Source organism: Mycolicibacterium peregrinum, assembly GCF_001665625.1.
In the GTDB taxonomy this organism is placed as follows: Bacteria; Actinomycetota; Actinomycetes; order Mycobacteriales; family Mycobacteriaceae; genus Mycobacterium; species Mycobacterium peregrinum_B.
In genome coordinates this window covers 1-25,380 of sequence record NZ_LZSY01000200.1, presented here as the reverse complement: position 1 = coordinate 25,380, position 25,380 = coordinate 1, and the positions used below count along the sequence as shown (strand labels likewise).

Below are 25,380 nucleotides of genomic sequence, written 5' to 3'. Positions count from 1 at the left end.
GCAACGCTGGAGCGCTGCGCCGGGCCCCTCTGACCGTTTACGATCAGCAAACACGATCAAGGGGGGCAGATGGACGTGAAGCGGGCGGCCGTAGCGGCCATCGCGGCCATTACGCTGGCCGGTTCCGCGCTCACCGGGTGCGGCACCAAGCCAACCGAGGACGACACCGGCTCACAGGTCGACGTCCTGGGCAGCATGCTGGCCAGCGAATCGGAACTCAACACCATCCTCGCCACCTCGGACCTGCACTCCAAGACAGCACTACGCCAGCCCGCCCGGCTCGACGCCGACGAGCACGCCTCGCGCCCGGTGTGCCTGGCCGTGATCGGCAACGCCATGGACGAGGTGTACCGCGACAGCGGCTTCCGGCAGTTCCGCGAGTCGCTGTTCGCCGACGAAGGCGACGACCTCGAGGTCGACCAGGCTGTCACCGCCTTCGATACCCCCACGGCGGCAAGGACACTCGTCAGCCGCACGGTCGACACCTGGCGGCAGTGCGCCGGGGACAGCCTCAAGATCAGCTACGACGGCAACCGCCGACCAAGCACCTACGTGCTCGGAAACCCGAGCGTCGTCGACGATATCGATGTCACCAACGAGCAGTCACCCTTCAGCCCGCAGCAGGGCAGCCGGCGCGCGATCCTGGCCGTCGACAACCTCGTGGTCGACGTCCGGATCACGGGAACCAATCTCACCGACGGCCAGGTCGTGCAGCTGGCCAAGGCCATCGCCGGACGCAACGCGGTCTGAGGACGGAAAACGCTCAAGGGGCAGCCCCATTGATCACCGGCTGGGTGATCATGCCCTTCTCCACGCCCCACATCGTGGCGATCGTGCGGTACTCGCCGGTGTCCATCACGTGCTCCAGCGCCAGCCGCAACGATTCGGCCAGACCGGAACCCTTGGCCACCGGCCAACCGTAGGGCGCCGCGTCGAACACCTCACCGGCCGGCTCCAACGCACCGCCGCTCAGCTTGATCGCGAACCCCGTGACGGGTGAATCGGCGGTCATGGCGTCCGCCTCACCGGCGATCAGCGCGGCCGTCACCTCGTCCTGATGGGTTCGGACCACTTTCTCGATCGGCGGCAAACCCGCTGCCACACAAGCGTCCGATTTGGCCGGGATCTCCTGCGTGTCCTGAATCGTGCTGTACGCCACCCCAACTCGCAGTCCGCACGGCGAGCCCGGGTCTGCCGATGAGCCGGGGCGTCGCGCCCACAGCGTGCCCGCCTCGAAGTAGGTGACGAAGTCGGCCTGATTCTCGCGCTCGGCGGTATCGGTCATGGACGACATGCCGACGTTGAAATTGCCGTCGGCCACCGACGGCAGGATCCCCTCGAAACCGGTCTCGCGGAAGTCGGGCACCAGCCCCATCGTGCGGGTCACCGCCTTCATCAGATCGATGTCGAACCCGACGATCTCGCCGCTCGAATTCTTGAATTCGTTGGGCGCGTAGGGCACGTTCACCCCGACCACCAATCGACCGGAGTCACGGATGCCGGACGGCACGGTCTTCGCGACCTCGTCGACCGCACCCGTCGGCGCCTGCACCGGTCCGGATCCGGCTGACCCGACCGTATTGGCGACACGATCCGAACCGTCATCGCGCAGCTGCCACACCCCCACCGCGCACAGCGCGGCCACCAGAACGGTCGCACCGGCGATCACGGTCACCTTCTTCGACACCCGCACCCGGGTCGGAACCCGTTGCGCCGAATGGCGACCCGACCGCCCGGTGGTGCGCACCGGCACCTGCAGCGCGGCCCGCGCCGCCGCCGCCAGCGCCCCGGCACTCTGATAACGCTTGGACGGCTTCTTGGCCATGCCCTTGGCGATCACCTCGTCGAAGGCCGCCAGCCGCGGATCCTTCTCCGACGCCCGCGGCGCCGGGGACACCATGTGCCCGGCGATCTGCTGTTCAAGGCTGTCGGAGGGATAGGGCCGTTCCCCGGTGAGGCATTCATAGAGCACGCACGCCAATGCGTAGACGTCCGAACGCAGATCGACCTTGCCGCCGTCGAACCGCTCCGGCGCCATGTAGGCCAACGTGCCCAGCGTGCTGCCCGCAGTGGTCATGCCCGAATCACCCGCGGTGCGGGCCAGCCCGAAATCGATCAGGTACACGAAGTCGTTGTCGGCGATCAGGATGTTCGACGGTTTGACGTCCCGATGGATCAGCCCGGCCGCATGCGCCCCGTCGAGCGCCTCGGCCACCTGCTCCACCATGCCGACCACGAACGCCGGGTCCAGTGGCTTGCCGGTCTTGGTGAGCATGGCGCCGAGGTTGCGGCCCTCGATCAGCCGCATGTCCAGATAGAGCCGCCCGTCGATCTCGCCGTAGCCGTGGATGGGCACCACATGCGGATTGCTCACGCCCGCCGCGGCGTGCGACTCGCGGCGGAACCGTTCCTGGAACGTCGAATCCTGCGCCAGGTGCGGCGGCAGGACCTTGAGCGCAACGATGCGGTCGGTGTCGGAATCGTAGGCCCGGTAAACCTCGCCCATTCCGCCCCGACCGATCAGCTTCTGCAGCTGATAGTGCCCGAATGGGGTCGAATCCACCCGTTCAACTCCTCCGGACCGGCCAATTCGGCGTCGGCATGTCGATCGAAGTTACATCACGTTTGCCGCATGCGTCGCTCTAGATCACATCGAGCGAGCAAAAATTGTCGCCTGCGGTGACAGATGAGAACGATGTGAATTCGTAACGGTCCAGATGGCGATCAAATGCCGATATCCGCATCCGATCCCGCTACCTTGGTCGCGGGCTTTGATAGCGCGTCTCGATACCGGGCCAGGAAGGGGGAACATGCGCGTTGACGGACGGGACATCACCGTCACCGGCAGCCTCCTGCAACCGCCGACCCGTCGCACCAACGACATCCTGCGTCTGACACTGGCCGCGATCTTCCTGGCCACCGTGATCACCAGCTCACTGATCACCCGCTACGAATGGGTGGCGCTGGAAAAGTCGATCTCCAAGATCGTCGGCGTGCTGACCCCCACCCAGTCCAATCTGGTCTACCTCGCGTACGGCATCGCGATCCTGGCGCTGCCATTCGTGATCCTGGTCAGCCTGATCCTGGGCCGGCAGTGGAAACTGCTCGGCGCATACGCGGCCGCGGCGCTGATCACCATGTTGTCGCTGTCGATTACCGCCAACGGCATCGCCGCACCCCGATGGCATTTCGACCTGTCCGACCGGCTCAGCTCCCAGTTGTCGCAGTTCCTCGACGACCCGCGCTGGATCGGCATGCTGGCCGCGGTCCTGACCGTCTCCGGGCCGTGGCTGTCCCGGCGACTGCGGCGCTGGTGGTGGACGCTGCTGCTGGCGTTCGTGCCCATCCACCTCGTGGTCAGCGCCGTGGTGCCGGCCCGCTCTCTACTGGGTCTGGCCGCCGGCTGGTTCGTCGGCGCCCTGGTGGTGTGGATCGTCGGCACCCCGGCGCTGGAGGTCCCGCTCGACGGCGCGGTGCGCGCCCTGGCCCGGCGCGGCTTCGTCGTCTCCTCGTTCACCGTGGTGCGCCCGGCCGGCGCCGGACCACTGATGCTCGACGCGGCCTCCCAGGATCCTGACTCCAGTGCTGTCATCGAGCTCTACGGCCCCAATCAACAGAGCGGCGGCGCCGTGCGCCAGGTGTGGCGGAAGCTGCGCCTGCGTTCCAACGAGACCGCCCCCCTACAGACCTCGATGCGCCGCGCCGTCGAGCACCGGGCGCTGATGGCCATCGCGATCGGCGACCTGGGCCTGGCCAGTACCTCGACCATGTCGGTGGCCGCGCTCGACCGCGGCTGGACCCTGTACGCGCACAACCGCAAACGCGGAATCCCGCTGGACCAGTGCATCGACGAGACCACGGTCGGGCGGGTGTGGAACGCGCTGCGCACCCTGCACGACCACCAGATCTCCCACGGCGACCTCCGCAGCAAGGAGATCACCGTCGACGACAGTGCCGTGCTGTTCGGCGGCTTCGGCAGCGCCGAATACGGCGCCACCGACGCCCAATTGCAGTCCGACATCGCCCAACTACTCGTCACCACCACGGCGCTGTACGACCCGCAGTCTGCCGTTGCCGCGGCGATCGACGCGTTCGGTCGCGAGGCCGTGCTGACCGCGTCGCGGCGACTGACGAAGGCCGCCGTGCCGTCCCGGGTCCGCGACGCCGTTCCCGACGCCAAGGCCATCATGACCGCCGCGCGCGACGAGGTGAAACGCCAGACCGGTGCCGACCAGATCCAGACCGAGACCATCACGCGGTTCACCCGAACCCAGGTGATCCAGCTGGTGCTGTTGGGTGCCCTGGTGTACGTGGCCTACCCGTTCATCAGCACCGTGCCGACCTTCTTTTCCGAACTGCGCACCGTCAACTGGGCGTGGGCCCTGCTCGGGCTGACCGTCTCGGCGCTGACCTATGTGGGTGCGGCGGCCGCCCTGTGGGCGTGCGCCGATGGGCTGGTCAGCTTTCGCAATCTGTCGATCATGCAGGTGGCCAATACCTTTGCCGCCACCACCACACCCGCGGGCGTCGGCGGCCTCGCCTTGAGCACGCGGTTCCTACAGAAGGGCGGGCTGAGCACGGCGCGCGCCACCGCCGCAGTGGCCCTGCAGCAGTCGGTGCAGGTGATCGTGCACGTGATCCTGCTCATCCTGTTCAGCACCGCGGCCGGAGCCTCCGCCGACCTGTCGCACTTCGTCCCGAGTTCCACGATCCTGTACCTGATCGCGGGGTTGGCCCTCGGTCTCATCGGCGCATTCCTGGCCGTACCCAAACTGCGGCGCTGGCTGTCGTCCTCGGTGCGACCCAAGCTCGAAGAGGTCACCGAGGACCTGGTGAAACTGGCCCGCGAACCGCAACGGCTCGCACTCATCGTGTTGGGCGCCGCAGGTACGACTCTCGGTGCGGCCCTGGCACTCTGGGCCAGCGTCGAGGCATTCGGCGGAACCACCTCGTTCGTCACCGTGACAGTCGTGACGATGGTCGGCGGCACCCTGGCCTCGGCGGCCCCCACCCCCGGCGGTGTCGGCGCCGTCGAGGCGGCCCTGATCGGTGGCCTGGCGGCGTTCGGCGTGCCCGCTGCGATCGCGGTGCCCGCAGTGCTGCTCTACCGGGTGCTGACCTGCTGGCTGCCGGTGTTCATCGGCTGGCCCGTGATGCGGTGGCTGACAAAGAACGAGATGATCTGACGCCCGTCGGTGTGTCCCGGCCGGCGGGCACTGGACCATTGGCCCGAACCGCCTAAATCGGCATCCGATGGCCGAAGTATTCGTGGTCCTCGTTGTAGCCGCCACGGCCCCATCCGACCGTCCGGAAATCCGCCACGAATTCGACGGCCTCGATCCACTTGACCTGTTTGAAGCCGAGTTCCAACTCATTTCGTAGGCGCAGCGGCGCACCGTGCGCCTCGCTGAGCGGTTCGCCGTTCATCTCGTAGGCCAGCAACGCCATGGGCTCACGCATGTGCTCGATGCGGTGGCAGTCGTAGTAGCGCCCATGGCCGGGTTCGGCGCCGTCGGCCAACGAGTAGAACACCACCCACTTCGCCTCCGGTAGCGGCCGCACCAGCGCCAGGATGTCGGCCATCCGGACACCGCCCCACTTGGCCACCCCCGACCAGCCCTGAATGCAGTAGTGCTGGGTGATCTGTTCATGTTTGGGCAGTGCCAACAACTCTGCGTAGGACAGCTCGACCGCATTGGCCACCAGCCCCGCCACCTGCAGCGTGTACTGCGACCAGCCGCCGTCCCGCAACCGCCGGTACCGCTCGCTGTCGGGCAGTCGGCCATTGGCCCAGAAGTACGGGGTGATGTCCTTGTCCCGGTACGACGCCCGGGGGTGGGTCCGCTCCATCCAGGCCTTGGCCCAACCGACGGTGAACCGCCCGACGTTCTGCACCAGTCGCGGATAGCGCAACGTCAATGGTGTTGCCGCCAACCACAACCCGAGCACGATCGCGACGGCCACCCCGACAACAGCCACCGCCCGAAGAGACCGGGTGTCACTGCCGAGGGTGATGTGGTTGAGGTTGGCCAACGCGCCCGTGCTGAGCACCATGGTGACGTGGGCGACGATGAAACCGACCATCCACAGCCACACCACGAAATGCACAGTTCGGGCCACCTGGCGGTTGAGCGGTCCGCGGCCGGTGCCGAACCGTGCGGCAACGGCCGGCGCCTGCAGCAGGCCGGTGATGAACGCGAGCGGCGCCGCAACGAACACGGTGATGAAGTACGCCAACACCTGCAGACCGTTGTAGACGGTAAAGCCTTGGTTGACCGGGAAATTCAGCGACGCGTACTGCACCGCGGCCGACACTGCGTTGGGAAAGACATCCCACGATTGCGGCACGATCCGGTGCCACTGCCCGGTGCTGAACAGCAGCACGTAGAACACCGCTCCGTTCACCAACCACAACAGGTCGAAGCTGAAATGCCACCACCGGGCCAGCCCGATCGAGTGACGAATACCCGGTATTCCCAACCACTTCGGCAGGGTCACCGCGTCGTCCTTGGAGGTCCACAGACGTGGTGCGTCGGCCTTGTCCAGCCGGTCTTCGGGGACCGCGCCACGCAACCTGAGCCACTCGGTGCCCGGCCGGCAACCCGAGTTCACATAGAGCCGCGGATGGTCGGCCAGGATCTGCAATCCTGAGCGCAGGATGAACATCATGAAGACGATGTTGAAGAAATGCTGCCAACGCAGCCACGCCGGGAACCCGGTGGTGACCGCGGGCGCATAGCTGGTCGACGTACCCGGATAGCGGGCCAGGAAGTCCTGCATCCAGCCGTACTGCCGTAATTGTTGGGCCACCACCACGACGACGATCAACGCGACGGCACCGACAAGCACCAGCCACAATCCGTTGACCCAGCGTCGGCCCAGCCGAACCATCGGGAACCGGGCAGGTGCCCGGGGAATGCCGCCGGCGAACTGCCGTTCATCGACGGATTCTCGCAGCGCCCCGACGGGCCGATCGTTATCTAGGAGTGCCTCCAGCCGATTGTCGACGGCCATGCCCCGACCTCCTCATCACCGCGCATCACAGGATCCACGGGAAGTCCCCATACATCGGGAAATTGTTGACGAACGGCGGAGCATCGTTGATCTGCGCGTTTCCTGGTGAGATGCACTCACTACCCACGTTGGTGGTGGTGCACGACTGCGGCGCCGGTCCAATGTGCTGACTGCCGGTCGGTACCGGTGCGGCTCCCGCGAGGGGCGCAAAGATGAGCGACGCCGCGACGCCGGCCATGGCCAGCGCGGCGGCAGGGACTATTCGCATGATCTGCCACCTTCCATATGTTTTTGTATGGCTCTTCCCTCACGGTAGGCCTGCTGGCTGGGCATTTCCTGTGGCGGAGGTGAGTGGATGCGAGAACTTCGCGCAGAGCCCGCCAGCGAAGTCCGGCCGGTCGGACAAATCCGTGCACCCGGCCGCGGCCCGACAGTGCAATGATGATTTCTCATGGACAGCGCCGACCCCGCCGAGCTGATCCCCCATGCCGATGCGGCGCTCGCCGATATTGGCAAACTTCGCGCCGACATCGTCGACCGTGTCCAGGCGGGCACCGACGAGGTGGTGACCCGAACGCTGCAGGCTGCACCACTGGAGCACCTGCGCCCATATCTCGCCCGCGGCGCCCGCCTCGGCGGGCTCACCAATTCGGAGTATCGGACGGTCGCCGACATCCACACGGTGCCGGCCCGGGTGCTGACCCAGGTACCCGGCGTCGACATCGAGGCCGCCCAATCCGTCCAGGCCGCGGCGCAGGCCATGGCCGACCACATCCGCACCACCACTCGACCCCGGCTGCGCAAAGAAGACACCGAGCTACTGACGTCGCTACTCACGCTCGCTCACGCCGATGCACCGGTCAAACAGTTGCGCCGGCTGATGCCTCGCCTGCGCAGCCACACCGCCTCCGATCAGTTGCGCGAATCAGTCGCAGAGCTGCTCGACCAGATCGAGGAGGCCCACCGCTCCCAGGGCGACCCGTGGACGTCCTACCGTGCCGACCCCCACCTGATCGACCAGTTTCTCAGCGAGTTCGCCTCCGGGACAACAGATGTTGATGCCACCCAGGGTTTCGTCGGGGCAGAGGTGGCCGCGCAGGTCGAACAGACCGCGCTGAACCGTTCCCTACTGCAGACCGAGTTGCGCGGATACCAGGAGTTCGGCGCCCGCTATGCGGTGGCGCGCGAGCGGGTTCTGCTGTGCGACGACCTTGGCCTCGGCAAAACCCTGCAGGCGCTCGCCGTCGCCGCGCACCTGGCCGCCACCCAGCACCTGCGTCACACCCTGGTGATCTGCCAGCCCAACACCGGAATCCATTGGGCCGCAGAAATAGCCAAGCACACCGTGTTGCGGTCGGTCGAGATCCGCGGCAGCGAACGCGATGCGCGCCTGGAGAATTGGAAGACTTCCGGCGGCGTGGCCATCGTCTCCTACGACACCCTGCAGCGCATCAAACTGCCCGAGCGGCCCGGCCTGGTCATCGTCGACGAGGCACACCTGCTGCGTGACCCCAAATCGGACCGGGCCCGCGCCGTCCGCAACGTGTTGACTTCCGACAACCGCGTGCTGTTCCTGTCCGGCGTGCCGATGCATCAGCGGGTCGGCGGTTTTCGCCACCTCGCCGATTTCCTGCAGCCCGATGTGGCGGGCAAGGTGGCGCCCAACGCGGGCGATCGCGGGTCGATCGCATTCCGCCGCGCAGTGGACCGGGTGTACCTACGACGCGACTACCGGGACGTGGTCGACGAGCTGCCGGCGCGGATCGCCACCGAGGAATGGGTGCGGCCCAATCGGGCTGACCGCGAGCGCTACCGCCAGGCCGTCACCAGTGGCAACTTCAGCGCAATCCGGCAGGGCGCCTGGCCATCCGGTTCACCGACGCCGGGCGCCAAGCTGGACCGACTGGTCGAACTCACCAACGAGGCCCACATCAACGGCGCCAGGGTGGTGGTGTTCTCCCACTTTCCCGCAGTGCTCGAGGTGATTCGGAAAACGTTGCCGGGCAACATCTTCGGCGCCATCGACGCGTCAGTCCCCGATCAGCAGGCCGTCGTCGACGCATTCGCCACCGACCGCGGCCCGGCGACCCTGCTGGCCCACATCGGTGCCGGCAAGCTGGACCTGCGCCGGCTGAACGCCCCGGCGGTATTCATCATCGCCGAACCTCAGTGGCAGCCGCGCACCGAACGACAGGTGATCGGACGTACCCAGCGGCTCAGCGAACTGCACTCCGTGCGGGTCTACCGCCTGTTGGCCAGGGGCACGGTCGACGAACCGATCCGCCGCCTGGCGCAGCATCCCGACCAGCCTCCCCCGCATCAGGACGAGGTGGTGCGCGCCGAGCAGGCGCGACTGGCCAGGGCCGGGCTCACCGCCAAGTTCAGTGGAAACGGTTGATGATCGGGATGCGCTCGATGATCCGGTCCCGCAGCCGCGGCTGCGGATAAGTCACCGGCGGCGGCACATACGGCGGAGGGCTGTACACCGGAGCCGGTGCGGGCGGCACATAGACCGGAGCGGGTGCGGGTGCCGGCGCGGCCGGGACCTGGGCGGGCGGCTGGTGTGCCGGCGGATTGGCGGCCTCGACCGCTTGGGCCGGCGGCGGGGCGGCCGGAGCCGGCGGCGGGGCGGCGGGGGCCGGTTTGGTCGCAGCCTTGTCCACCGGCTTCTGCACCGGTTTCGGTGCCGGCCCGGCCTCAGGGGCCGACTCGTGGATGCTGGAAGCCTGCGCCGTCTCCGATACTGCTCCGGGATGCAGATGCAGCCCGATCGCGGCGGAGGTCGCGACGACGAGCGTCACCAAGGCACCGCCGACCACCGACGACAGCGCGCCGACCTTGGTCCAGTGCACCGCTTTGACCGGCGCGGTAACGGTATTCACCGCGAGCGCCGCGGCCAGTCCCGCACCGCGGGCGAACGCGAGATCGGATTCGTTGGCGGTGATCACCGCGGCCGGAATGGACTCGGCCAGATCGGCGACGATCGGACCATGCGCGTCGGAGCCCAGGATGAACAGCGCGCTGATCGGCCGTCCGGTGAGGGCCAGGAGGCCGGCGATGTCGGCAACGAACGTGTCCGAACGATCGATGCGGTCGGCGCTGACGTCGTCGGGCGTCACGATCGCCACCACCGCGGCGTCGGGTTCGACGATGCAGACGGCGATGTCGTCGTGCTCGGTGATCTCGGCGATGCCGCTGGCCAGCATGCCGGCCGCCTCGATCTCCGACACCGCGAAAACATTTCCGTAGCCGCGGGTATCGAGGGACTGCATGATGTGGCCCGCCAGTGGCGCAGCGTCATTCGTCCAGGTGACGCCGATCGCGTGAATGTGGTGTCCGCCGTCGAGTTCGGTGTCGTCCACCAGTCCGCGCAGCAGGCCGTCGGGGTCGTAACTGCCGGCGTCGTCGAGAGAGATCGCGCCACGGTCGAATGGGCGCCCCTCGCCCGTCGTGCCTTCGACGAGCACCCATCGAACGGCTCTCGAAGTCATCGCGAGGCCGAGCACGAGATCCATACCGATCCCCCGATCTGCCTAGTCAGTCGTCACCCAGGTTACCGGTGTGACGGCGCTTACACGTGGGTGCGGCGATCTCCGCGCAAACTCCCCTGTGCGGCATCGTGCCGCGCGGGAACGGTTGCACCCCATAAGCTCGCTGCATATGAGGTACATCGCTGCCCTCCTGGCCGCCACGTCTGTGCTCGCCGGTTGCACTGTCGCAGGCAAGCCCACCGCAGCCCCGGTGACCGATGAATGGCGGCAGGCCGTCATCGACGCGGTCGTTGGCCTCGGCACTCAACTGGGCCCGATCGGCGATGCGATGACGGCGCCCGTCACCAACTACGGCGCACTACACACCGCATGCACCGATTTGCGTAAATACGTCGACTCCGTCCAACCCAAGGTCCTGCCCGGACCCGACGTCGCGGTGAACAACGCCCTGGGGGAAGGCTTCGACGGCTTCCGCAGCATGGCCGACCAGTGCGAGGCATTGACACCGGCAAACAGTTCCACCCGGCTGACGAAGTTGGGCGCCACCATGGACGAGGCCCACTTGCACATCAATGAGGGGCTCAAACTCCTCGGCATCGACATCCCGAAGCGCTGACCGGGTCGCTACCACGCCACCGCAATCTCCGGGGTTCTACCTGGAGCGCCCAAACGTGACCGAAAACTCAGCCAGTTAATTAGGTTTTCGTTGCGATTGTGTTCAAGAATTGTTTACCGTGTCGTTACAGTTTCTGCTGCTGTGCATCGTCGTCTTCACCGCATTGATGTTCGACTTCACCAACGGCTTTCACGACACCGGCAACGCGATGGCGACATCGATCGCCAGCGGCGCACTCAAACCCCGTACCGCCGTAGCACTCTCGGCATTGCTGAACCTCGTCGGCGCCTTCCTGTCCACTGCCGTGGCGGCCACGATCGCCAAGGGCCTGGTCGATGCCGATCTGGTGACCCTGGAGCTGGTGTTCGCCGGACTCGTCGGGGCGATCCTGTGGAACCTGTTCACCTGGCTACTCGGTATCCCGTCCAGCTCGTCTCACGCCCTCATCGGCGGCATCGTCGGGGCGATGATCGCCGCGGTCGGTGGCCATGGCGTGATCTGGCACGGCGTCGTCTCCACCGTCATGGTGCCCGCGGTGCTCTCGCCGCTGATCGCCGGCGTGGTCGCCTGCATCGCCAGCTGGCTGGTCTACCGCTTGATCCGCGGCTTGCCCAAGGACCGCACGATCGCCGCGTTCCGCTACGGGCAGATCGGCTCGGCATCGCTCATCTCGCTGGCGCACGGCACCAATGACGCCCAAAAGACTATGGGCATCATCTTCCTGGCCCTGATCTCCTACGGCGCCGTCGACGAATCCGCGACCATGCCGCCGTTCTGGGTGATCGTGGCCTGCGCCGTCGCCATCGCCCTCGGCACACTGTCGGGCGGCTGGCGCGTCATCCGAACCCTCGGCAAGGGCCTGGTCGACACCGAAGCTCCCCAGGGCATGGCCGCGGAAGTCTCCTCGGCGGCGACCATCCTGCTGTCCAGCCACTTCGGCTACTCGCTGTCCACCACACACGTCGCCACCGGGTCCATCTTGGGCAGCGGGTTGGGCCGGCGCACCGAGGTGCGCTGGGGCGTCGCCCGCAACATGGCCACCGCCTGGCTGATCACCCTGCCGGCGGCCGGTCTGGTGGGTGCGCTGACCTACTTCCTGGTGCACGGGATCGGCGGCTTTGCCGGGGCACTGGTCGGGTTCTTGGCCCTGGTCGCCGCGACAGTGCCCATCTGGCTCAAGTCACGTAAACCGCCGATCGACCACAAGAACGTCAACGACGCGTGGCAGGGCAGCCTCACCGCGGTCGACGGCACGGCCGCAGGCAATTAGGGACGGGGCAATCAGATGTACAACTGGATCAACCTCGTGGCCGTCAGCAAGATCCTGCTCTTCGGCCTGGCCGTCGGCGCATCCGTGCCCACGCTGTTCGCGATCGGCGTCCGGCTGCACATCGCGGGCGTGGCCGAAGGGCCCGTGACTACGGCTCGGCGTCGTCTGCTGGTGGGCCTCAGCTGGGTGATGTTCGCGTTGGTGCTGGTCGTGGTGGTTGTCGGAGTGCTCTACATCGCGAACAACTTCATCGGCCACCACACCGGCGTCTACCTATTCGGCAACAACGCGCACCACTAGTCGGCTACACCGGCGCAATCGGGGGCGGTGCCGCCGGCGCCGGTGCGACCGGCCCGGGTGCGGCGGGCGTCGGCGCCGTGGGACTCTGCGCCGGTGCCGGGCCGGGAAGGTTCTGCGGGGCCGGGCCCATGTGCTGTGCGGGCGGAGGAGCCTGCGCGGGCTGGGCCGGTTGCACCCGCGACGGCTGCGACGGTCCGGTACCCACCAGCGTGGCCGGCGGCACCGGCTGAGCTGCCTCCTGCGCCCAGTCGTCCTGAAGCTTGCTCGCCGCGAATGCTGCCCCCTGGTTCACCAGGCCGGCTTCCGCGTACTGGGTGTGGATACCGAAGCTCCTGCCCTGCGGATCGCACACCAGATCGTTGTCGACACACAGGTCGATGGCCTTCGCGGTGTAACGCGGGCCCACGACCACCGAGGGGTTGTTCAGCACCTTCATGAAACGCGGCGATGGTTTGCCGAACAAGGCCACGGCCGAGACATGATCCGCCACATCGGGCGGCATCGGCGCAGGCACGTCGGCCACTGAAACCCCGTCGGGCACAACACTGGCCGTCACGAAGCCGATGACCGCCGCGCCCTGAGAGAACCCGCCGAGCACCATCTTGGTGTCGGGGCAGGTGGCGGCGGTGGTCATGATGCGCGCTCGTGCGTCGGCGATCCCCTGGACGGCAGTCGGGAAGTCAGTCGTGGCGGGGTAATCGACGGGATAGACATCCACCGATTTCGCGCCGACGTTGGCGCGCAACGAGTTAACGAATGCGTCGCCGGTATCGCCTACTCCGGGCGCTTCCATCGTGCCGCGGGCGAATATCACCTCGGCATCCGGACACGGTGCCGCAGCGGCGGACGGCATCGCCATGTTGCCCATCACGGAAGCCGCCCCCGCCATGACGGCAACCAAACCGGCACTTCCGAACTTTCCCACCGATTTACTGTGGCATAGCAGCGCTGTTGGCGCGCTCCGAGAATGTGAAGCATAGAGTTCCCTCAAGAACCAAAGAGAACTCTCAATAAGTGAGCCAAGACGTTTGGCATCCACTCAGTCTCATCCTGTCCGACATATCCGACCGAATTGCCTTTCCCGCAACAACTCTCGGCTGTAGCCCGACGCAGGAGCCCCAGCAGTCCGCCGGCACACCGGCAAACCCGGGCGATCATCGTCTACCGGTCACCCGAGCCGGGCATCAGAAGGTCCACATCGAAGGTCTGCGTGCCGGTGACGCCACTACACTGCAACCCATGGGTAGACCGCCGGTGGCCCCCGGTGCGCACGAAACGCCGGAGCCCACTGCGAAGCCCCGCGGGCAGCGCACGATCCGCGGACTCGATGCCGAGCAGCGTCGTGCCCATCGGCGCGAACAACTCTTGACGGCGGCCTTCGAGCTGATCGCCCGCGACGGGTACCCGAACACCTCGATCGAGCAGATCTGCCAGGCAGCGTATGTCGGCAACAAGGCGTTCTACGAGGTGTTCGACAGCAAAGAGGACTGCTACCTGGCCCTGCTGACCCAGATCGCAGAGCGCATCGAGGAGCAGGCGGTCGCAGCACTGGCCGACGCCCCCGATGATCCCGACGAAACCGTCCATCGCCTGCTGTCGGCGTTCGCCCACGCACTTGTCGACGATCCCCGAGTGGCCGTGGTGGCATTCGGTGAATGCGCCGGGATCTCGCCGCGGGTCGAACGGGCCCGCCGCGAGAATCGGCGCTGGACCGCTGCCTTTCTCGAAGAACTGTGGCGGCAACGCGAGTTTCCCTGCCTACCCGAGAACGGCGCGGTGGACTACCACGACCTGGCGGTGTCGACCGTGGGCGGTTTGTTCGAGAGCGTGGCCGACTGGTTGCACCAAAGAGAGACCACGAGCGACTCGCCGCCGACCATCGACACCCTGATCGGCACCATGACGACGTTCGTCTCGGTGGTTCGCGCCGGGATCGCAGCGACGGCCCGCTGAAACCGCACCCCTCATTGCAACAAGAGTTCTTGTTGCAAAAAGTGGCTCTTGTCACAACTCGCTACCCGCTGGTAACTTTCCCGCAGCACGCGAAGTGGCGCCCGTCACATTTCCCTGTTGACACGCTGGTCGCGGGCCCGAGATTCGGCCGTGCCATCTGGGCGGCCGCTCACCACCATGAGGAAAGCGGGAACAGATGAGGGGTCGGGGGGAGTCGTCGCGCGGTGCGCGCCGGCAGCGCGGTTCACGTCGTTGGGGATCGATGTTGATGGCCGGCGGAGTGGCCGTCGCCGTATCAGCCGGGGTCAGCGTCAGCACTCCATCCGCCGTCTACAGTGCGGCGGTCCGGCTGGTCGGCACCACGATCGGCGTCGGCCCCTCGTTCGACGGATTCGGGTTGAGCATCCCGCTGTTCTTCTACGGCAGCACGGTGCCCGAGGGCGACTCGTTCCACACCGTCCCCTACCCGGCGCAGATCAACCTCGACATCCCGATCATCTCCGATCTGCCCGGGCTGTCCGACATTCCGTACTGGCCGCACTCGCTCAAACGGTCAGAACAGATCGGAGCGGGCTACCTCCAGCAGGACATCGCCGAGACACCGGCCGACGACAAGGTCACGATCATCGGCATGTCACAGGGCACCGAGGTGGCTGAGATCGTGCGCGCCGAGATGGCCAAAGACCCGGATTACGTTGCCAATGCGGACAATTACGAGTTCGTCTTCATCGGCGACCCGTACCAGCCCAACGGCGGCATCCTGGCCCGCTTCACCTCGTGGAGTGATGTGCCCGTGCTCGGCGATGTCTTCCCCCTCGGCCGACCAGGACCGTCGGACAGCCCGTTCAAGACGACCTACTACCAGAACCAATACGACGGCTTCGCTGATTTCCCGGCCTATTTCAACGTGCTGTCCGTTGCCAACGCCGTCGCCGGGATCCTGTTCCAGCACGTCTTTCCCGGCTACGTGCTGGAACATCCCGACGCCCCCAATGCCGTGACCACCCAGGTCGGCAACACCACCTACATGATGCTGCCCCAGTACCTTCCACTGCTGGCACCGCTGCGCATACCCGCATCCCTGATCGGCGCGGAACGCTTCGTCGACGCGATGGATCCGGTGCTGCGGGTGTTCGTCGAGATGGGCTATGACCGCACCGCAGATCCCAGCCAGGTCAAGGAATTCGGCTGGATCACCCCTGACGAGAAGATCCACGAAGCTCTGCAGGCGTTGCCCGGTGCGTTCGAGCAGTCACTGGCGATCCTGGCCGGCGAGAAGTACACCCCGACGCTGCCGCAACCTGTCGTCTCCGGCACCGAACCCGAAACCCCGGTGACCCAACATCCGATCGACCCGGTGGGCACCTCGCCGTTCGAGCAAGGTGTGCGCCACTCGGTGGAGGACGTGGCGGCGGCCTTGTCGGATGCAACCCGACCACTCGCTAAGGTACTGCAGGCCATCGGCGAGGCAACGGCACCGAAGACCGTCAAGCCGGCTGACGGCGCCACTCCGGTGACCGCCAAGGTGGCGGCCGAGGTGGCCGCCGAGTCGGACCCCGTGGCGAAGGACGAAGCCAAAGCCGACGCCGAGGCCGACAGCGACACCACTCCGAAGCCCAGCCCACTGAGTCGGCACCAGCGGGCGCGAACAGATTCTCCCCAAACCGATTCGGCGCAGCGACGACTGAGAGCGGTCCCGGATGCCGACGGTTCCGGGAAGCGCGGCCCGAGCACCACGCCCGACCGCACGTCGACCCGTGAGCGGGGAGCGAGCGCGGTGTCGGGAACCGATCGCTCCGACCGGGCGTCGGTTCGATCAGCGAGGGGCGCCGCAAAGCAGCCCGTGCACCCGGCAGACGGTCAGCGCGAAGGGAATTCAAAGCGCGCGAGCGCGCACGCAAGTTAGCCGTCACCGGCTCCTGAAGGATTTCGTCGACGGTGTTGCCCGCACCGTCGACGAATCTTCGTTTGCCGCAACAACTCTTGGCCGTCATTTCCCGAACCAACGGCACAACCGCCGTCCGAGAAGTTGCCGCGAACTTGCAGTGGACCGCTGTTTTCGCTGGTAACTTGCGGTCCCTGTAAGCACCACATCGGGGAAAGGTGCAGGCTATGAAGGGTCGGGGTCGACGAGGGGTGCCGCCGCGCCGTGCACGCCGGTGGGGAGCGATGGTGTTCGCCGGCGGCGTCGTCGTCGCGGTATCGGCGGGGGTCACCGTCAGCACCCCGACGGCTACCTACAGTGCTGCGGTGCAACTGGCCGGAACGACCCTCGGTGTGGGGGCGTCCTACGACGCGTTCGGTCTGAGCATCCCGATGTTCTTCTACGGCAGCATCGTTCCCGAAGGCGACTCGTACCGCACGGTCCCCTATCCGGCGCAGATCAGCATCAGCATCCCGGTGATCTCGGATCTGCCGGGTTGGTCCGACCTGCCGTACTGGACACAGTCTTTGAAGCGGTCCGAGGCGATCGGTGCCGGTTACCTCCTGCAGGACATCGCCAGGACGCCGGCGGGCGACAAGGTGACGATCATCGGCGTATCGCAGGGCACACAGGTCCTCGAGATCGCGCGTACCGAGATGGCCAAAATTCCGAATTATGTGGCCAATGCCCAGAATTACGAGTTCATCCTGCTCGGTGATCCGTATCAGCCCAACGGCGGCATCCTCGCCCGCTTCGCGTCCTGGAGCGATCTGCCGGTGCTGGGTGACATCTTCCCGTTCGGCCGGCCGGGACCGTCGGACAGCCCGTTCAAAACCACGTTCTACCAGAATCAATACGACGGCATCGCCGATTTCCCGGCCTATTTCAACGTGCTGTCCATCGCGAACGCCCTTGCCGGGCAGGTCTTTGAGCACGCCTTCCCCGGCTACGTGCTGGAGTACCCGGACGCCCCCAACGCCGTCACCACCCAGGTCGGCAACACCACCTACGTGACGCTGCCCCAGTACCTTCCGCTGCTGGCGCCGTTGCGCATACCCGCCGCGTTGATCGGCGCGGAACGCTTCGTCGATGCCATCGACCCGGTGCTGCGGGTGTTCGTCGAAATGGGATACGACCGCACCGCAGACCCCAGCCGGGTCAAGGAATTCAGCTGGATCGCCCCCGAAGAGAAGTTCCACGAAGCTCTGAACGCGTTGCCCGGTGCGTTCGAGCAGTCACTGGCGATCCTGGCCGGCGAAAAGTATGTTCCGACCCTGCCCCAGCCCGTCGTCTCCGACGCCGATCCGGACACCCCGCTGCCCGAGCACCCGGCCGATCCGGTGCGCGATTCACCGTTCGAACAAGCGCTGCGACAGGTGGTGGTCGATGTGGGGGCGGCATTGACAGACGCGACCAGGCCGCTGGCGAAGGTGTTCCAAGCTCTCGGTGCCAGGACGCCGACGCAGCAGAAGGTCGTTGAGCCGAGTGATGCCGGCCAGGCCGCGCCCAACACTCCGCCCAACACTCCGCCCAAGGCCGCACCCAACGCTGCGCCCGCTGCGCCCGCTGCGACCGACCAGGCCGACAAGGGAGACAAGGGAGACAACGGCAGTCCCGTCGCTGCGCCGAAGCCCACCGCCCCCAGCCGTGTCGGTCGGCCCACCAGAACCCAACCGGACTCGCCACGCACCGGTGTGGCGCCACGGTTGAAGGCGGTTCCGGGAGCGAAGGGTTCCGACCGGGATTCCGTTCGCTCAGCGATACGCTCAACGATCGGCTCGGCCAAGAAGGCTCCGAAATCCCCACCCGCTCAGCGCCATCGCCCCTCGCAGCACAGGAGCGACCGCGCGGGTTAGCCCTGCGGCGGACGCTGCGGACGACGCTGGATCCGCAGCGCCTGCGTCGGCACCTGCAGATCGGTGGTCGGCGGAGCAGCCAGCACCGTCGTCGAATCCTCTTTCAGGCGAACAATTCTCGGCACCGACGCGGCCCGGGGCTGCCGGACGATGGTCGGCGGTGCGGACTCCTCGACGGCGGGCTTTGACGGGACGACCTCCGTGGGAGGTTCCGGGGCCACCGGCTTGGCCGCGCGGGTTTGGCGTCGCACCAGGTAGCCGGCGAACGGCCCGGTGAACACCATGACCGCCAACACGAGCAGGCTCAACACGCACACTGCGACATCGAAGGTGCTGGTGATCTGCTGCGCGAGGTTGTTGCCGTAGATCGCCGCGGGAGCCGGACCGGAGTAACGCGGTGCCAGGGCCACCCCGATGGCCACGTTCGCCACAGTGAAGACGAACAACACCGCGCTGAAAGCCGCGGCCACGGTCGTCGACGTCAGCCCCCTGTCGAGCTGGCGGTGCAGCCACCGTGCAACCAGCGCGGTCACCAGGTTGAACACCGTCATCGCGACCGTGTCGTACAGCGCGCGCGGGAGGTCGAGCGACAGGGCGATCAGGAAGTCGACGACCCGCAGTGCCGCCGCCGCGAACGCCCAGAAGGCGATCAGCGTCAGGCACTTCTGCGCGGCACCGCGATAGGCGCCGATGGTCGGCGGCCTGATCAGAAAGACGGCGTACAGCGTCGTGGGCGCGACGATCGCGGCGGCCGCGGCCCAGGCGAGGTAACCCTCGTAGCCCACCGCCGCCGTCGAGGTGTTCTGGGCGATGCCGTGAAACGCATCGATATCGCGGCCGATGCCGGCCAGCCACACGAGGGTGGCGGCGACCGCGCCCGAGACCCCGATCGCCGTCGTGGCCAACCGCGCCGCGCCGGTCCGCTCGGTCAGCCAGCGTGAGGCGATGACGAGCGCGATCATCGCCTCCGCGCCGTAGAGCAGTGTCGTGACGATGACGGCGATGTCGTGCCCGCCGAACTCGACCTGGGTGACGAACAGGTACCGCAGCCGCCAGTAGACGTTGAACGCGACCGACAGCGTCGCCAGAGCGATCGACAGAAAACCGATCACCCGCGCTATGGCATACCAGCGCCGAAACTTGTTGTCCTCGACGGTGATCGACGTGATGGGTGGCTGCCCGGCCAGCAGCGCGCCCGCGACGCCGAGCAGCATGCCCGGACCCACCCCCGGCGGCACGGCCCCGGTGCCGCCGCCGCGCACGGTCTGCACCACGTGATAGCCGACGAAACAGATGACCACCACCAGGTAGGCGGCGGTGAGCACGAACCGGATGCGGCTGGTGCGCCCCACGTCGGAGCGGGGAGAGCCGAGACGGAACGGTCCCAGGTGCGGCGCCAACGCGCCGGCGATGGCGAGCACCGTCACGATGGCCAACATCACAAACGTCGACCCGGCGCTGCCGGGCACACCCAAGCCGAATTCCAGGTTCCACGGGAGCAGCATCGCGACGACGAGCAGTGCCACGGCGAGGCCGTCACGTACCCGGTTGGTGCGGGTCGGTACGTAGCCGACCCGCCCAGGACGCTCCGCCGCCGGCGCGGCCGTGGTCGCCACCTGGACGGTGGCGGACGCGTCGTAACGCTCGTCGCTCACGTACCGATTCCTCTCTATGAGTGACATCGCAACGGACCCAACCAGCGTGCTCACTTTTGCTCCGGCGCACAAGCAGCGCTGGCAGCCGCGGTCGTTCGGCCACCTAGGTGGGCCTCGGCTGTGCGGTAGCTTGGATTTGTCCGTCGGGGCTCGTACAACATGCACAAGGCAAGGAGAAGAACCGTGGACGTAGTCCTCGGGGTGGCGGTCACCGGGCGTGTGGCGCGCTTGGCCATGATCGGATCGCCCGCGAGCGGCGGCCAGGTTCTGGATCAGTACGCGCTCGACCTGCCCGATGACTTCGTGGCCGAGATGTCGGAGCTTGCCGAGACCATCATCGGCACCTACCGCGCGGTGACCGAGTCGGGCAACCAGGTTGCCGCGACCCGACTGTGCCTGCCCGACGAAACGGCCGCCGACACGCTGCGCCAGACCGTGCTCGACGCCGGAGTGCCGAACGTCGAGGTGGTGGCGGAAGCCGAGGCCGCCGCGGCCCTGGCCCGCAGTGTGGGCGCTGACGCCGCATTGCTGGTGGCCGACGATGACACGGTGTCGCTCACCGTGGTCGGCGAAGAGGATGCCGCGCCGAGCTCGACGTTGGCCACCATCCCGATCGGCACCGCCGGGGCCGCCGCTGCGTGCGCGGCAGTGCTCAAGCGGGTGTCCGCCGACGACGCCCCCAGCCGGGTGCTGTTGGTCGGACAGCGACTCGATCTTGATTCTGTTGCGGCAGAGCTTCGTTCGACGGCACCGGTCGAGGTGGCACCGGATGCGGGCTATGCCATCGCCCGGGGTGCGGCCCAGTTGGTCGACGACCTCGCGCCGGCAAGTGCGTCCACCCAGATGGCGCCCGTCGTCGGGGTGCCACAGGGTGCCACCCAGATGGCCCCCGCTGCTTCGGATGCCACGCAGATGGCACCGGCTTCGGACGCGACGCAGATGGCACCGATGGCTCCTGCCGCCGAGGCCACCCAGATGGCACCTGCCCCCGCAGATTCCGCGGCCGTCGGACCTGATCTGGCGTACTCGCAGGACCCCGAGGACCAGCCGTGGGCCGACGAGATGCCGATGGACGCGGTCAACGAGTTCATCCCCGAGCAGGAGGATGACCCCGACTACACGACCGTCATCGCACCGCCGCCGCCACGGATGCTGCTGATGGGCAGCGCCCTGGCCTTCGTCGTGGTGAGCTTCGCCACGCTGGCCACCGCGGTCGCGATCAACGTCCGGCCGACGGCCGACGTACGCGCACAGCCTGCGCCCACCGAGCAGGCGGCGACGGTGCCCGGCAATTACCTTCCGCCGGTCCCGCACGAGCCGGATCCGGTGGCGCTGCCCATCTCGGTGCTGACCCCGCCACCCGCTGCTCCGGCAGCACCCAAGGTGCGCCAGGACACCGGCAACCAGCCGGTCAACCAGGTTCCTCCAGTAGCCCCACCCGTCGCGCCCCCGGTCCAGCCCGCTCCCGCGCCGATCGCTCCACCCGCACCGGTGCCCATCCCGATTCCGGTGCCCGTTCCGATCCCGCTTCCACCGGTCGTATGGCCCACGGTGCCGACGTGGACCCCGCCGACCACCACCGCACCGCCCACGACCACCACGGCACCGCCCACGACAACGACGGCTCCCCCGACCACCACCACGGCGCCGCCGACGACGACCACGGCGCCACCCACCACCACGGCACCGCCCACAACCACGGCACCGCCCACAACCACGGCACCGCCCACGACGACAGCGCCACCCACCACCACCGTGCCTCCGACCACCACGGTGGCGCCGACCCACACGTCGGCTCAGGAGACCGTGCCCCCGGTCGAGGTGCCGACCCGCACCGTGCCCACCTACACGGCACCGGTCGAACAGCCCACGTACCAGACTCCGGTGACAACGGTTGCGCCGCAGTCGCCGTTCGGCGGGGACTCCCCGTACGGCGGTGGCTCGTCGTCCAGCGGTGGGTCGTATGGGGGTGACTCGTCCAGCGGCGGGCTCTTCGGTCGCGGGAGCGGCAGCTCGGGGAGCGGCAGCTCAGGGAGCGGTTCCGGCGGCTCGCCGGTGACGACGATGCCGGTCAGTCCGTAGCCGCTCTGTCGCCGCTCATAAGTCGTGACTCGGGCAGCAAGCACGGGATGGTTGGCCGGTAGCTACGTCGCCCACTCGGGCATGAATCTGCGTCCCACCCACTTCGCCGTCTCGATGGTCAGGAAGATCACGACGGACAACGCAACCGCCACCGACCACCCGCGGATCGTGATGGGTGCCGAGTGGAACCAGGTGTGCATGAACGGCGCGTAGGTGAAGACCAGCTGAAGGGCGATCATCGCGCCGGCCATCCGCCACACCCACGGATTACCCCGGAACACCTGGGGCCGCAGGCTCGACGAGGTGACGAACCGGCAGTTCAGCAGATAGGCCAGCTGGCCCAGGGCCAACATGTTCACCGCGGCGGTCTGCGCCACCGCGAGCGGATAACCGCCGGCCCGCGCCACAAAGAACTCGGCCAGGGTCGCCCCGGCGATCAAGACCGACACCAGAGAGATCATCGCGACGTCGGCCCGGTTCACCAACGCCTGCCGCGGCGTCCGGGGCGGCCGTTGCATCAGGCCGTCCTCGGCCTTCTCGAACACCAGCGCCAGCGACAGCGTCACCGCCGTGACCATGTTGACCCAGAGGATCTGCACCGGCTGCAACGGCAGCGCGAACCCGGCCAGGATCGCGACGAGAATGATCAGCGATTGCGCACCGTTGGTGGGCAGCATGAACAACACCGATTTTCGGATGTTGTCGTAGATCCGCCGACCCTCTTCGACTGCCCGCTCGATGGTCGCGAAGTTGTCGTCGGCCAGGACGATCCCGGCCGCTTCCTTGGTCGCCTCGGTCCCTTTGATCCCCATCGCGACCCCGATGTCGGCGCGGGTCAATGCCGGTGCGTCGTTGACGCCGTCACCGGTCATTGCGACCACCTTGCCCTGCGCTTGCAGGGCACTGACGATGCGCAGCTTGTGTTCGGGGCTCGTGCGGGCGTAGACGTCGACTTCGTCGGCCACCTGCCGCAACCGGGTCTGGCTCATCTCCTCCAGCTCGGCTCCGGTGACGACCCGCGGTGCGTCGCCAACTTTGATGATGCCCATCTCGCGCGCGATGGCCCGCGCGGTGCCGGCGTGGTCGCCAGTGATCATGGTGACCTGGATCCCGGCGGCATGGCAGGTCTCGATGGCGGTGATGGCCTCGGGGCGGGGCGGATCGACGATGCCGACGACGCCGAGAAATTCCAGTCCGCCCTCGATGTCGTCGATGTCCACGGTGTCCGATCCGGACGCCGGCCGTCGGGCGGCGGCAAGTACCCGCAGGCCCTGTCCGCTGAGTTCGTCGATGCGCTCCTCCCATGCGGCGCGGTCGAGAGGCGCTGCGGCTGACCCGGCCTCGGTGGCCGCCCGATCGAGCAACCGGTCCGGCGCACCCTTGACGTAGAGGTAGCGCTCCCCGCCCGGGGTGTCGTTGAGGGTCACCATGAACTTGTTGGCCGACTCGAACGGCACTACGGCCAGCCGCGGCCAGTCGGCGTCGTCGATCTGCGCCTTCTGGGTGAGCGTGCGCAGCGCACCCTCGGTCGGTTCGCCCACCACCCGCCACTGACCGTCGGACTCGTCCAGGCGTGCGTCGTTACAGACGGCCATCGTCGTCAACAGTGCAGCCAGGTCGGGATGGTCGGCCGGCGTGATCGGTGTCCCATCGAGTTCGATACCGCCTTCGGGCCGATATCCGGTTCCGGTGACGTCGAACCGGTGCCGCGCGGTGACAACGGTTCGGGCCGTCATCTCGTTCTGCGTGAGCGTGCCCGTCTTGTCCGAGCAGATGACGTTGACCGCGCCGAGCGCTTCGACGGCGGGGAGCTTGCGGGTGATCGCCCGGCGGCGGGCCATCTGCTGCACGCCGAGCGCGAGGGTGATGGTGACGACCGCGGGCAGTCCCTCCGGGATCGCGGCTACGGCGAAACCGATTGCCGCCGTGATCAGTTCACTCACCGTGAATTGATGCACCAGCTTGCCGACGACGAGCATCACCGCGGCCGCACCCAGAATGCCCACCGACAGCTGACGGCCGAACCGGGCCAACTTGCGGGTCAGTGGGGTATCGATGGTTTCCACGTCGGCGATGAGCGACTGGATCCGGCCGATCTCCGTGTGGGTTCCGGTGGCGGTCACCACGCCGGTGGCCGAGCCCGCCGCCACGATGGTGCCCGAGTACACCATCGACATCCGATCGCCCAGGCCGGCGTCCGGGCCCACCTCTGCCACATCCTTCTTGGCCGGCAGCGACTCACCGGTCAGCGCCGACTCCTCCACCCTCAGGTTCGCGACCGCGAGCAGACGCATGTCAGCCGGGATGCGGTCCCCCGAGGCGATGCGCACGATGTCGCCGGGCACCAGCGTCTGCGCATCAACCTGCTGCCAGTGACCGTCACGGCGCACCTGCGCGGTAACGGACAACATGCCCCGGATGCTGTCGAGGGCCCGTTGGGCCCGGCCTTCCTGGATGAAGCCGACCGCGGCGTTGATCACCGCCACGGAAACAATGACGGCGCAATCGACCCATTCGCCGAGGATGGCCTTGAGCACACCCGCGGCGACCAGGATGTAGATCAGAACATTGTTGAAGTGCGCGAAGAATCGGAGAATCGCAGGCCGGGGCCGCTTTTCGGGAAGTTTGTTCGGACCGTGGGCGGCCAGCCGCTCCCGCGCGCTGCCACCATCCAGCCCGTCGCCTGAACTACCCAGAACCTCAAGCACTTCAGTGGCGCTGCGGGAATGCGCGAGCGCGCTGACCAATGCATCCTGTGCCGGGGCGGTGGTTTCCGCCATATTCGGATAGTGCCCGGCGCAGCGCCGCCGCGCAAACGGTAGCTCGCTGTGGGGCCGCAGGCACCGGATACCTTGGAGGGTGACGTCCATTCATCCGAAAGGAACGCCACAGTGGCCAAGAAGCGTTGGAACGACCTGTCTCCTAGAGCCAAGACGGCCGTGATCGCGGTGGCAGCGGTCGACGCCGGGCTGCGCGCCTGGGCGCTGCGTGACCTCGCCGGTCGCGAAGCGAGCCGGATCAATGGACCGAAATGGTTGTGGGGCAGCGCGCTCGGCGTGCTGAGCTCCTCGGGCGTGGTTCCCGTGGTCTATCTGGTCGCCGGGCGCAAGTCATGAGTCTGCCGTTGCCTGGTCATATGCGGCCAGGCAACGGCAGATGTGACTTCCCTCCGTTGCGCCTACCCGGTGCGGGCCACGGTCTGGCCGGGCTGAGGTAGGC

Annotated in this window: 18 protein-coding genes; 11 read left to right on the top strand and 7 right to left on the bottom strand. The window is 67.3% G+C overall.

Features of this window, described 5'->3' with window-relative positions; translation table 11 throughout:
* Positions 1 to 69: 69 nt before the first annotated feature.
* Positions 70 to 750, top strand: coding sequence for a sensor domain-containing protein (locus A5779_RS31770; RefSeq protein ID WP_064887933.1), 681 nt, complete (start codon positions 70 to 72; stop codon positions 748 to 750).
* A 13-nt stretch (positions 751 to 763) separates the two neighbouring features.
* Here A5779_RS31770 and stpK7 read toward each other — a convergent pair whose 3' ends face one another.
* The gene (gene stpK7 / locus A5779_RS31765) at positions 764 to 2,563 is read right to left on the bottom strand and encodes a serine/threonine protein kinase StpK7 (RefSeq protein WP_064887932.1); all 1,800 of its coding nucleotides are present in this window, start codon (positions 2,561 to 2,563) and stop codon (positions 764 to 766) included.
* A gap of 247 nt (positions 2,564 to 2,810) precedes the next feature.
* Between stpK7 and A5779_RS31760 the strand changes: the two genes are divergently transcribed.
* Entirely contained in the window at positions 2,811 to 5,186 is a 2,376-nt protein-coding gene (locus A5779_RS31760) for a lysylphosphatidylglycerol synthase transmembrane domain-containing protein (protein WP_064887930.1), read from the top strand.
* Positions 5,187 to 5,238: 52 nt separating this feature from the next.
* Here the strand turns inward: A5779_RS31760 and A5779_RS31755 are convergent, their stop codons facing one another.
* Both A5779_RS31755 and A5779_RS31750 read right to left on the bottom strand, forming a co-directional pair.
* The gene (locus A5779_RS31755; protein ID WP_082941938.1) at positions 5,239 to 7,014 is read right to left on the bottom strand and encodes a molybdopterin-dependent oxidoreductase; all 1,776 of its coding nucleotides are present in this window, start codon (positions 7,012 to 7,014) and stop codon (positions 5,239 to 5,241) included.
* A gap of 25 nt (positions 7,015 to 7,039) precedes the next feature.
* The gene (locus A5779_RS31750) at positions 7,040 to 7,282 is read right to left on the bottom strand and encodes a hypothetical protein (protein ID WP_110777958.1); all 243 of its coding nucleotides are present in this window, start codon (positions 7,280 to 7,282) and stop codon (positions 7,040 to 7,042) included.
* 183 nt (positions 7,283 to 7,465) lie between these two features.
* Here A5779_RS31750 and A5779_RS31745 point away from each other — a divergent pair, with 183 nt between their 5' ends.
* The gene (locus A5779_RS31745; RefSeq protein ID WP_064887926.1) at positions 7,466 to 9,412 is read left to right on the top strand and encodes an SNF2-related protein; all 1,947 of its coding nucleotides are present in this window, start codon (positions 7,466 to 7,468) and stop codon (positions 9,410 to 9,412) included.
* On the opposite strand, the gene A5779_RS31740 is transcribed toward A5779_RS31745, so the two are convergent.
* The gene (locus A5779_RS31740; protein WP_064887924.1) at positions 9,396 to 10,529 is read right to left on the bottom strand and encodes a DUF7159 family protein; all 1,134 of its coding nucleotides are present in this window, start codon (positions 10,527 to 10,529) and stop codon (positions 9,396 to 9,398) included. The two genes, A5779_RS31745 and A5779_RS31740, sit on opposite strands and share 17 nt — an antisense overlap.
* Positions 10,530 to 10,674: 145 nt before the next feature.
* On the opposite strand from A5779_RS31740, the gene A5779_RS31735 reads away from it, so the two are divergent.
* The 3 genes from A5779_RS31735 (at position 10,675) to A5779_RS31725 (ending at position 12,691) form a co-directional block, all read left to right on the top strand.
* Positions 10,675 to 11,121: a hypothetical protein gene (locus A5779_RS31735; protein ID WP_064887922.1), complete on the top strand. Its 447-nt coding sequence runs from the start codon at positions 10,675 to 10,677 to the stop codon at positions 11,119 to 11,121.
* A gap of 166 nt (positions 11,122 to 11,287) precedes the next feature.
* Positions 11,288 to 12,391 (top strand): inorganic phosphate transporter, encoded by a 1,104-nt coding sequence (locus A5779_RS31730; protein ID WP_413784962.1) that lies wholly within the window; start codon positions 11,288 to 11,290, stop codon positions 12,389 to 12,391.
* 15 nt (positions 12,392 to 12,406) lie between these two features.
* Positions 12,407 to 12,691 carry a hypothetical protein gene (locus A5779_RS31725; RefSeq protein ID WP_064887919.1) on the top strand — a complete coding sequence of 95 codons (285 nt, stop codon included), beginning with the start codon at positions 12,407 to 12,409 and terminating at the stop codon, positions 12,689 to 12,691.
* Between the two features lie 4 nt (positions 12,692 to 12,695).
* Here A5779_RS31725 and A5779_RS31720 read toward each other — a convergent pair whose 3' ends face one another.
* Positions 12,696 to 13,580, bottom strand: coding sequence for a cutinase family protein (locus A5779_RS31720; RefSeq protein ID WP_082941937.1), 885 nt, complete (start codon positions 13,578 to 13,580; stop codon positions 12,696 to 12,698).
* Between the two features lie 350 nt (positions 13,581 to 13,930).
* Here A5779_RS31720 and A5779_RS31715 point away from each other — a divergent pair, with 350 nt between their 5' ends.
* The 3 genes from A5779_RS31715 to A5779_RS31705 all read left to right on the top strand — a co-directional run bounded on the left by A5779_RS31715 (position 13,931) and on the right by A5779_RS31705 (position 18,424).
* Entirely contained in the window at positions 13,931 to 14,644 is a 714-nt protein-coding gene (locus A5779_RS31715) for a TetR/AcrR family transcriptional regulator (protein WP_055111525.1), read from the top strand.
* A gap of 268 nt (positions 14,645 to 14,912) precedes the next feature.
* Positions 14,913 to 16,550, top strand: a complete 1,638-nt coding sequence (locus tag A5779_RS31710; protein ID WP_236734946.1) for a PE-PPE domain-containing protein — start codon at positions 14,913 to 14,915, stop codon at positions 16,548 to 16,550.
* Between the two features lie 206 nt (positions 16,551 to 16,756).
* On the top strand, positions 16,757 to 18,424 hold the full coding sequence (locus A5779_RS31705; RefSeq protein WP_236734945.1) for a PE-PPE domain-containing protein: 1,668 nt from the start codon (positions 16,757 to 16,759) through the stop codon (positions 18,422 to 18,424).
* Here A5779_RS31705 and A5779_RS31700 read toward each other — a convergent pair.
* Positions 18,421 to 20,079, bottom strand: coding sequence for a DUF7937 domain-containing protein (locus A5779_RS31700; protein ID WP_064887911.1), 1,659 nt, complete (start codon positions 20,077 to 20,079; stop codon positions 18,421 to 18,423). The two genes, A5779_RS31705 and A5779_RS31700, sit on opposite strands and share 4 nt — an antisense overlap.
* Before the next feature lie 183 nt (positions 20,080 to 20,262).
* On the opposite strand from A5779_RS31700, the gene A5779_RS31695 reads away from it, so the two are divergent.
* Positions 20,263 to 22,161, top strand: a complete 1,899-nt coding sequence (locus A5779_RS31695; RefSeq protein ID WP_064887909.1) for a DUF7159 family protein — start codon at positions 20,263 to 20,265, stop codon at positions 22,159 to 22,161.
* Positions 22,162 to 22,223: 62 nt separating this feature from the next.
* Here A5779_RS31695 and A5779_RS31690 read toward each other — a convergent pair whose 3' ends face one another.
* Complete coding sequence (locus A5779_RS31690) at positions 22,224 to 24,941, bottom strand: HAD-IC family P-type ATPase (protein ID WP_064887907.1); 2,718 nt, start codon at positions 24,939 to 24,941, stop codon at positions 22,224 to 22,226.
* 111 nt (positions 24,942 to 25,052) lie between these two features.
* On the opposite strand from A5779_RS31690, the gene A5779_RS31685 reads away from it, so the two are divergent.
* Positions 25,053 to 25,277, top strand: a complete 225-nt coding sequence (locus tag A5779_RS31685; protein ID WP_064887905.1) for a hypothetical protein — start codon at positions 25,053 to 25,055, stop codon at positions 25,275 to 25,277.
* Positions 25,278 to 25,380 lie beyond the last annotated feature (103 nt).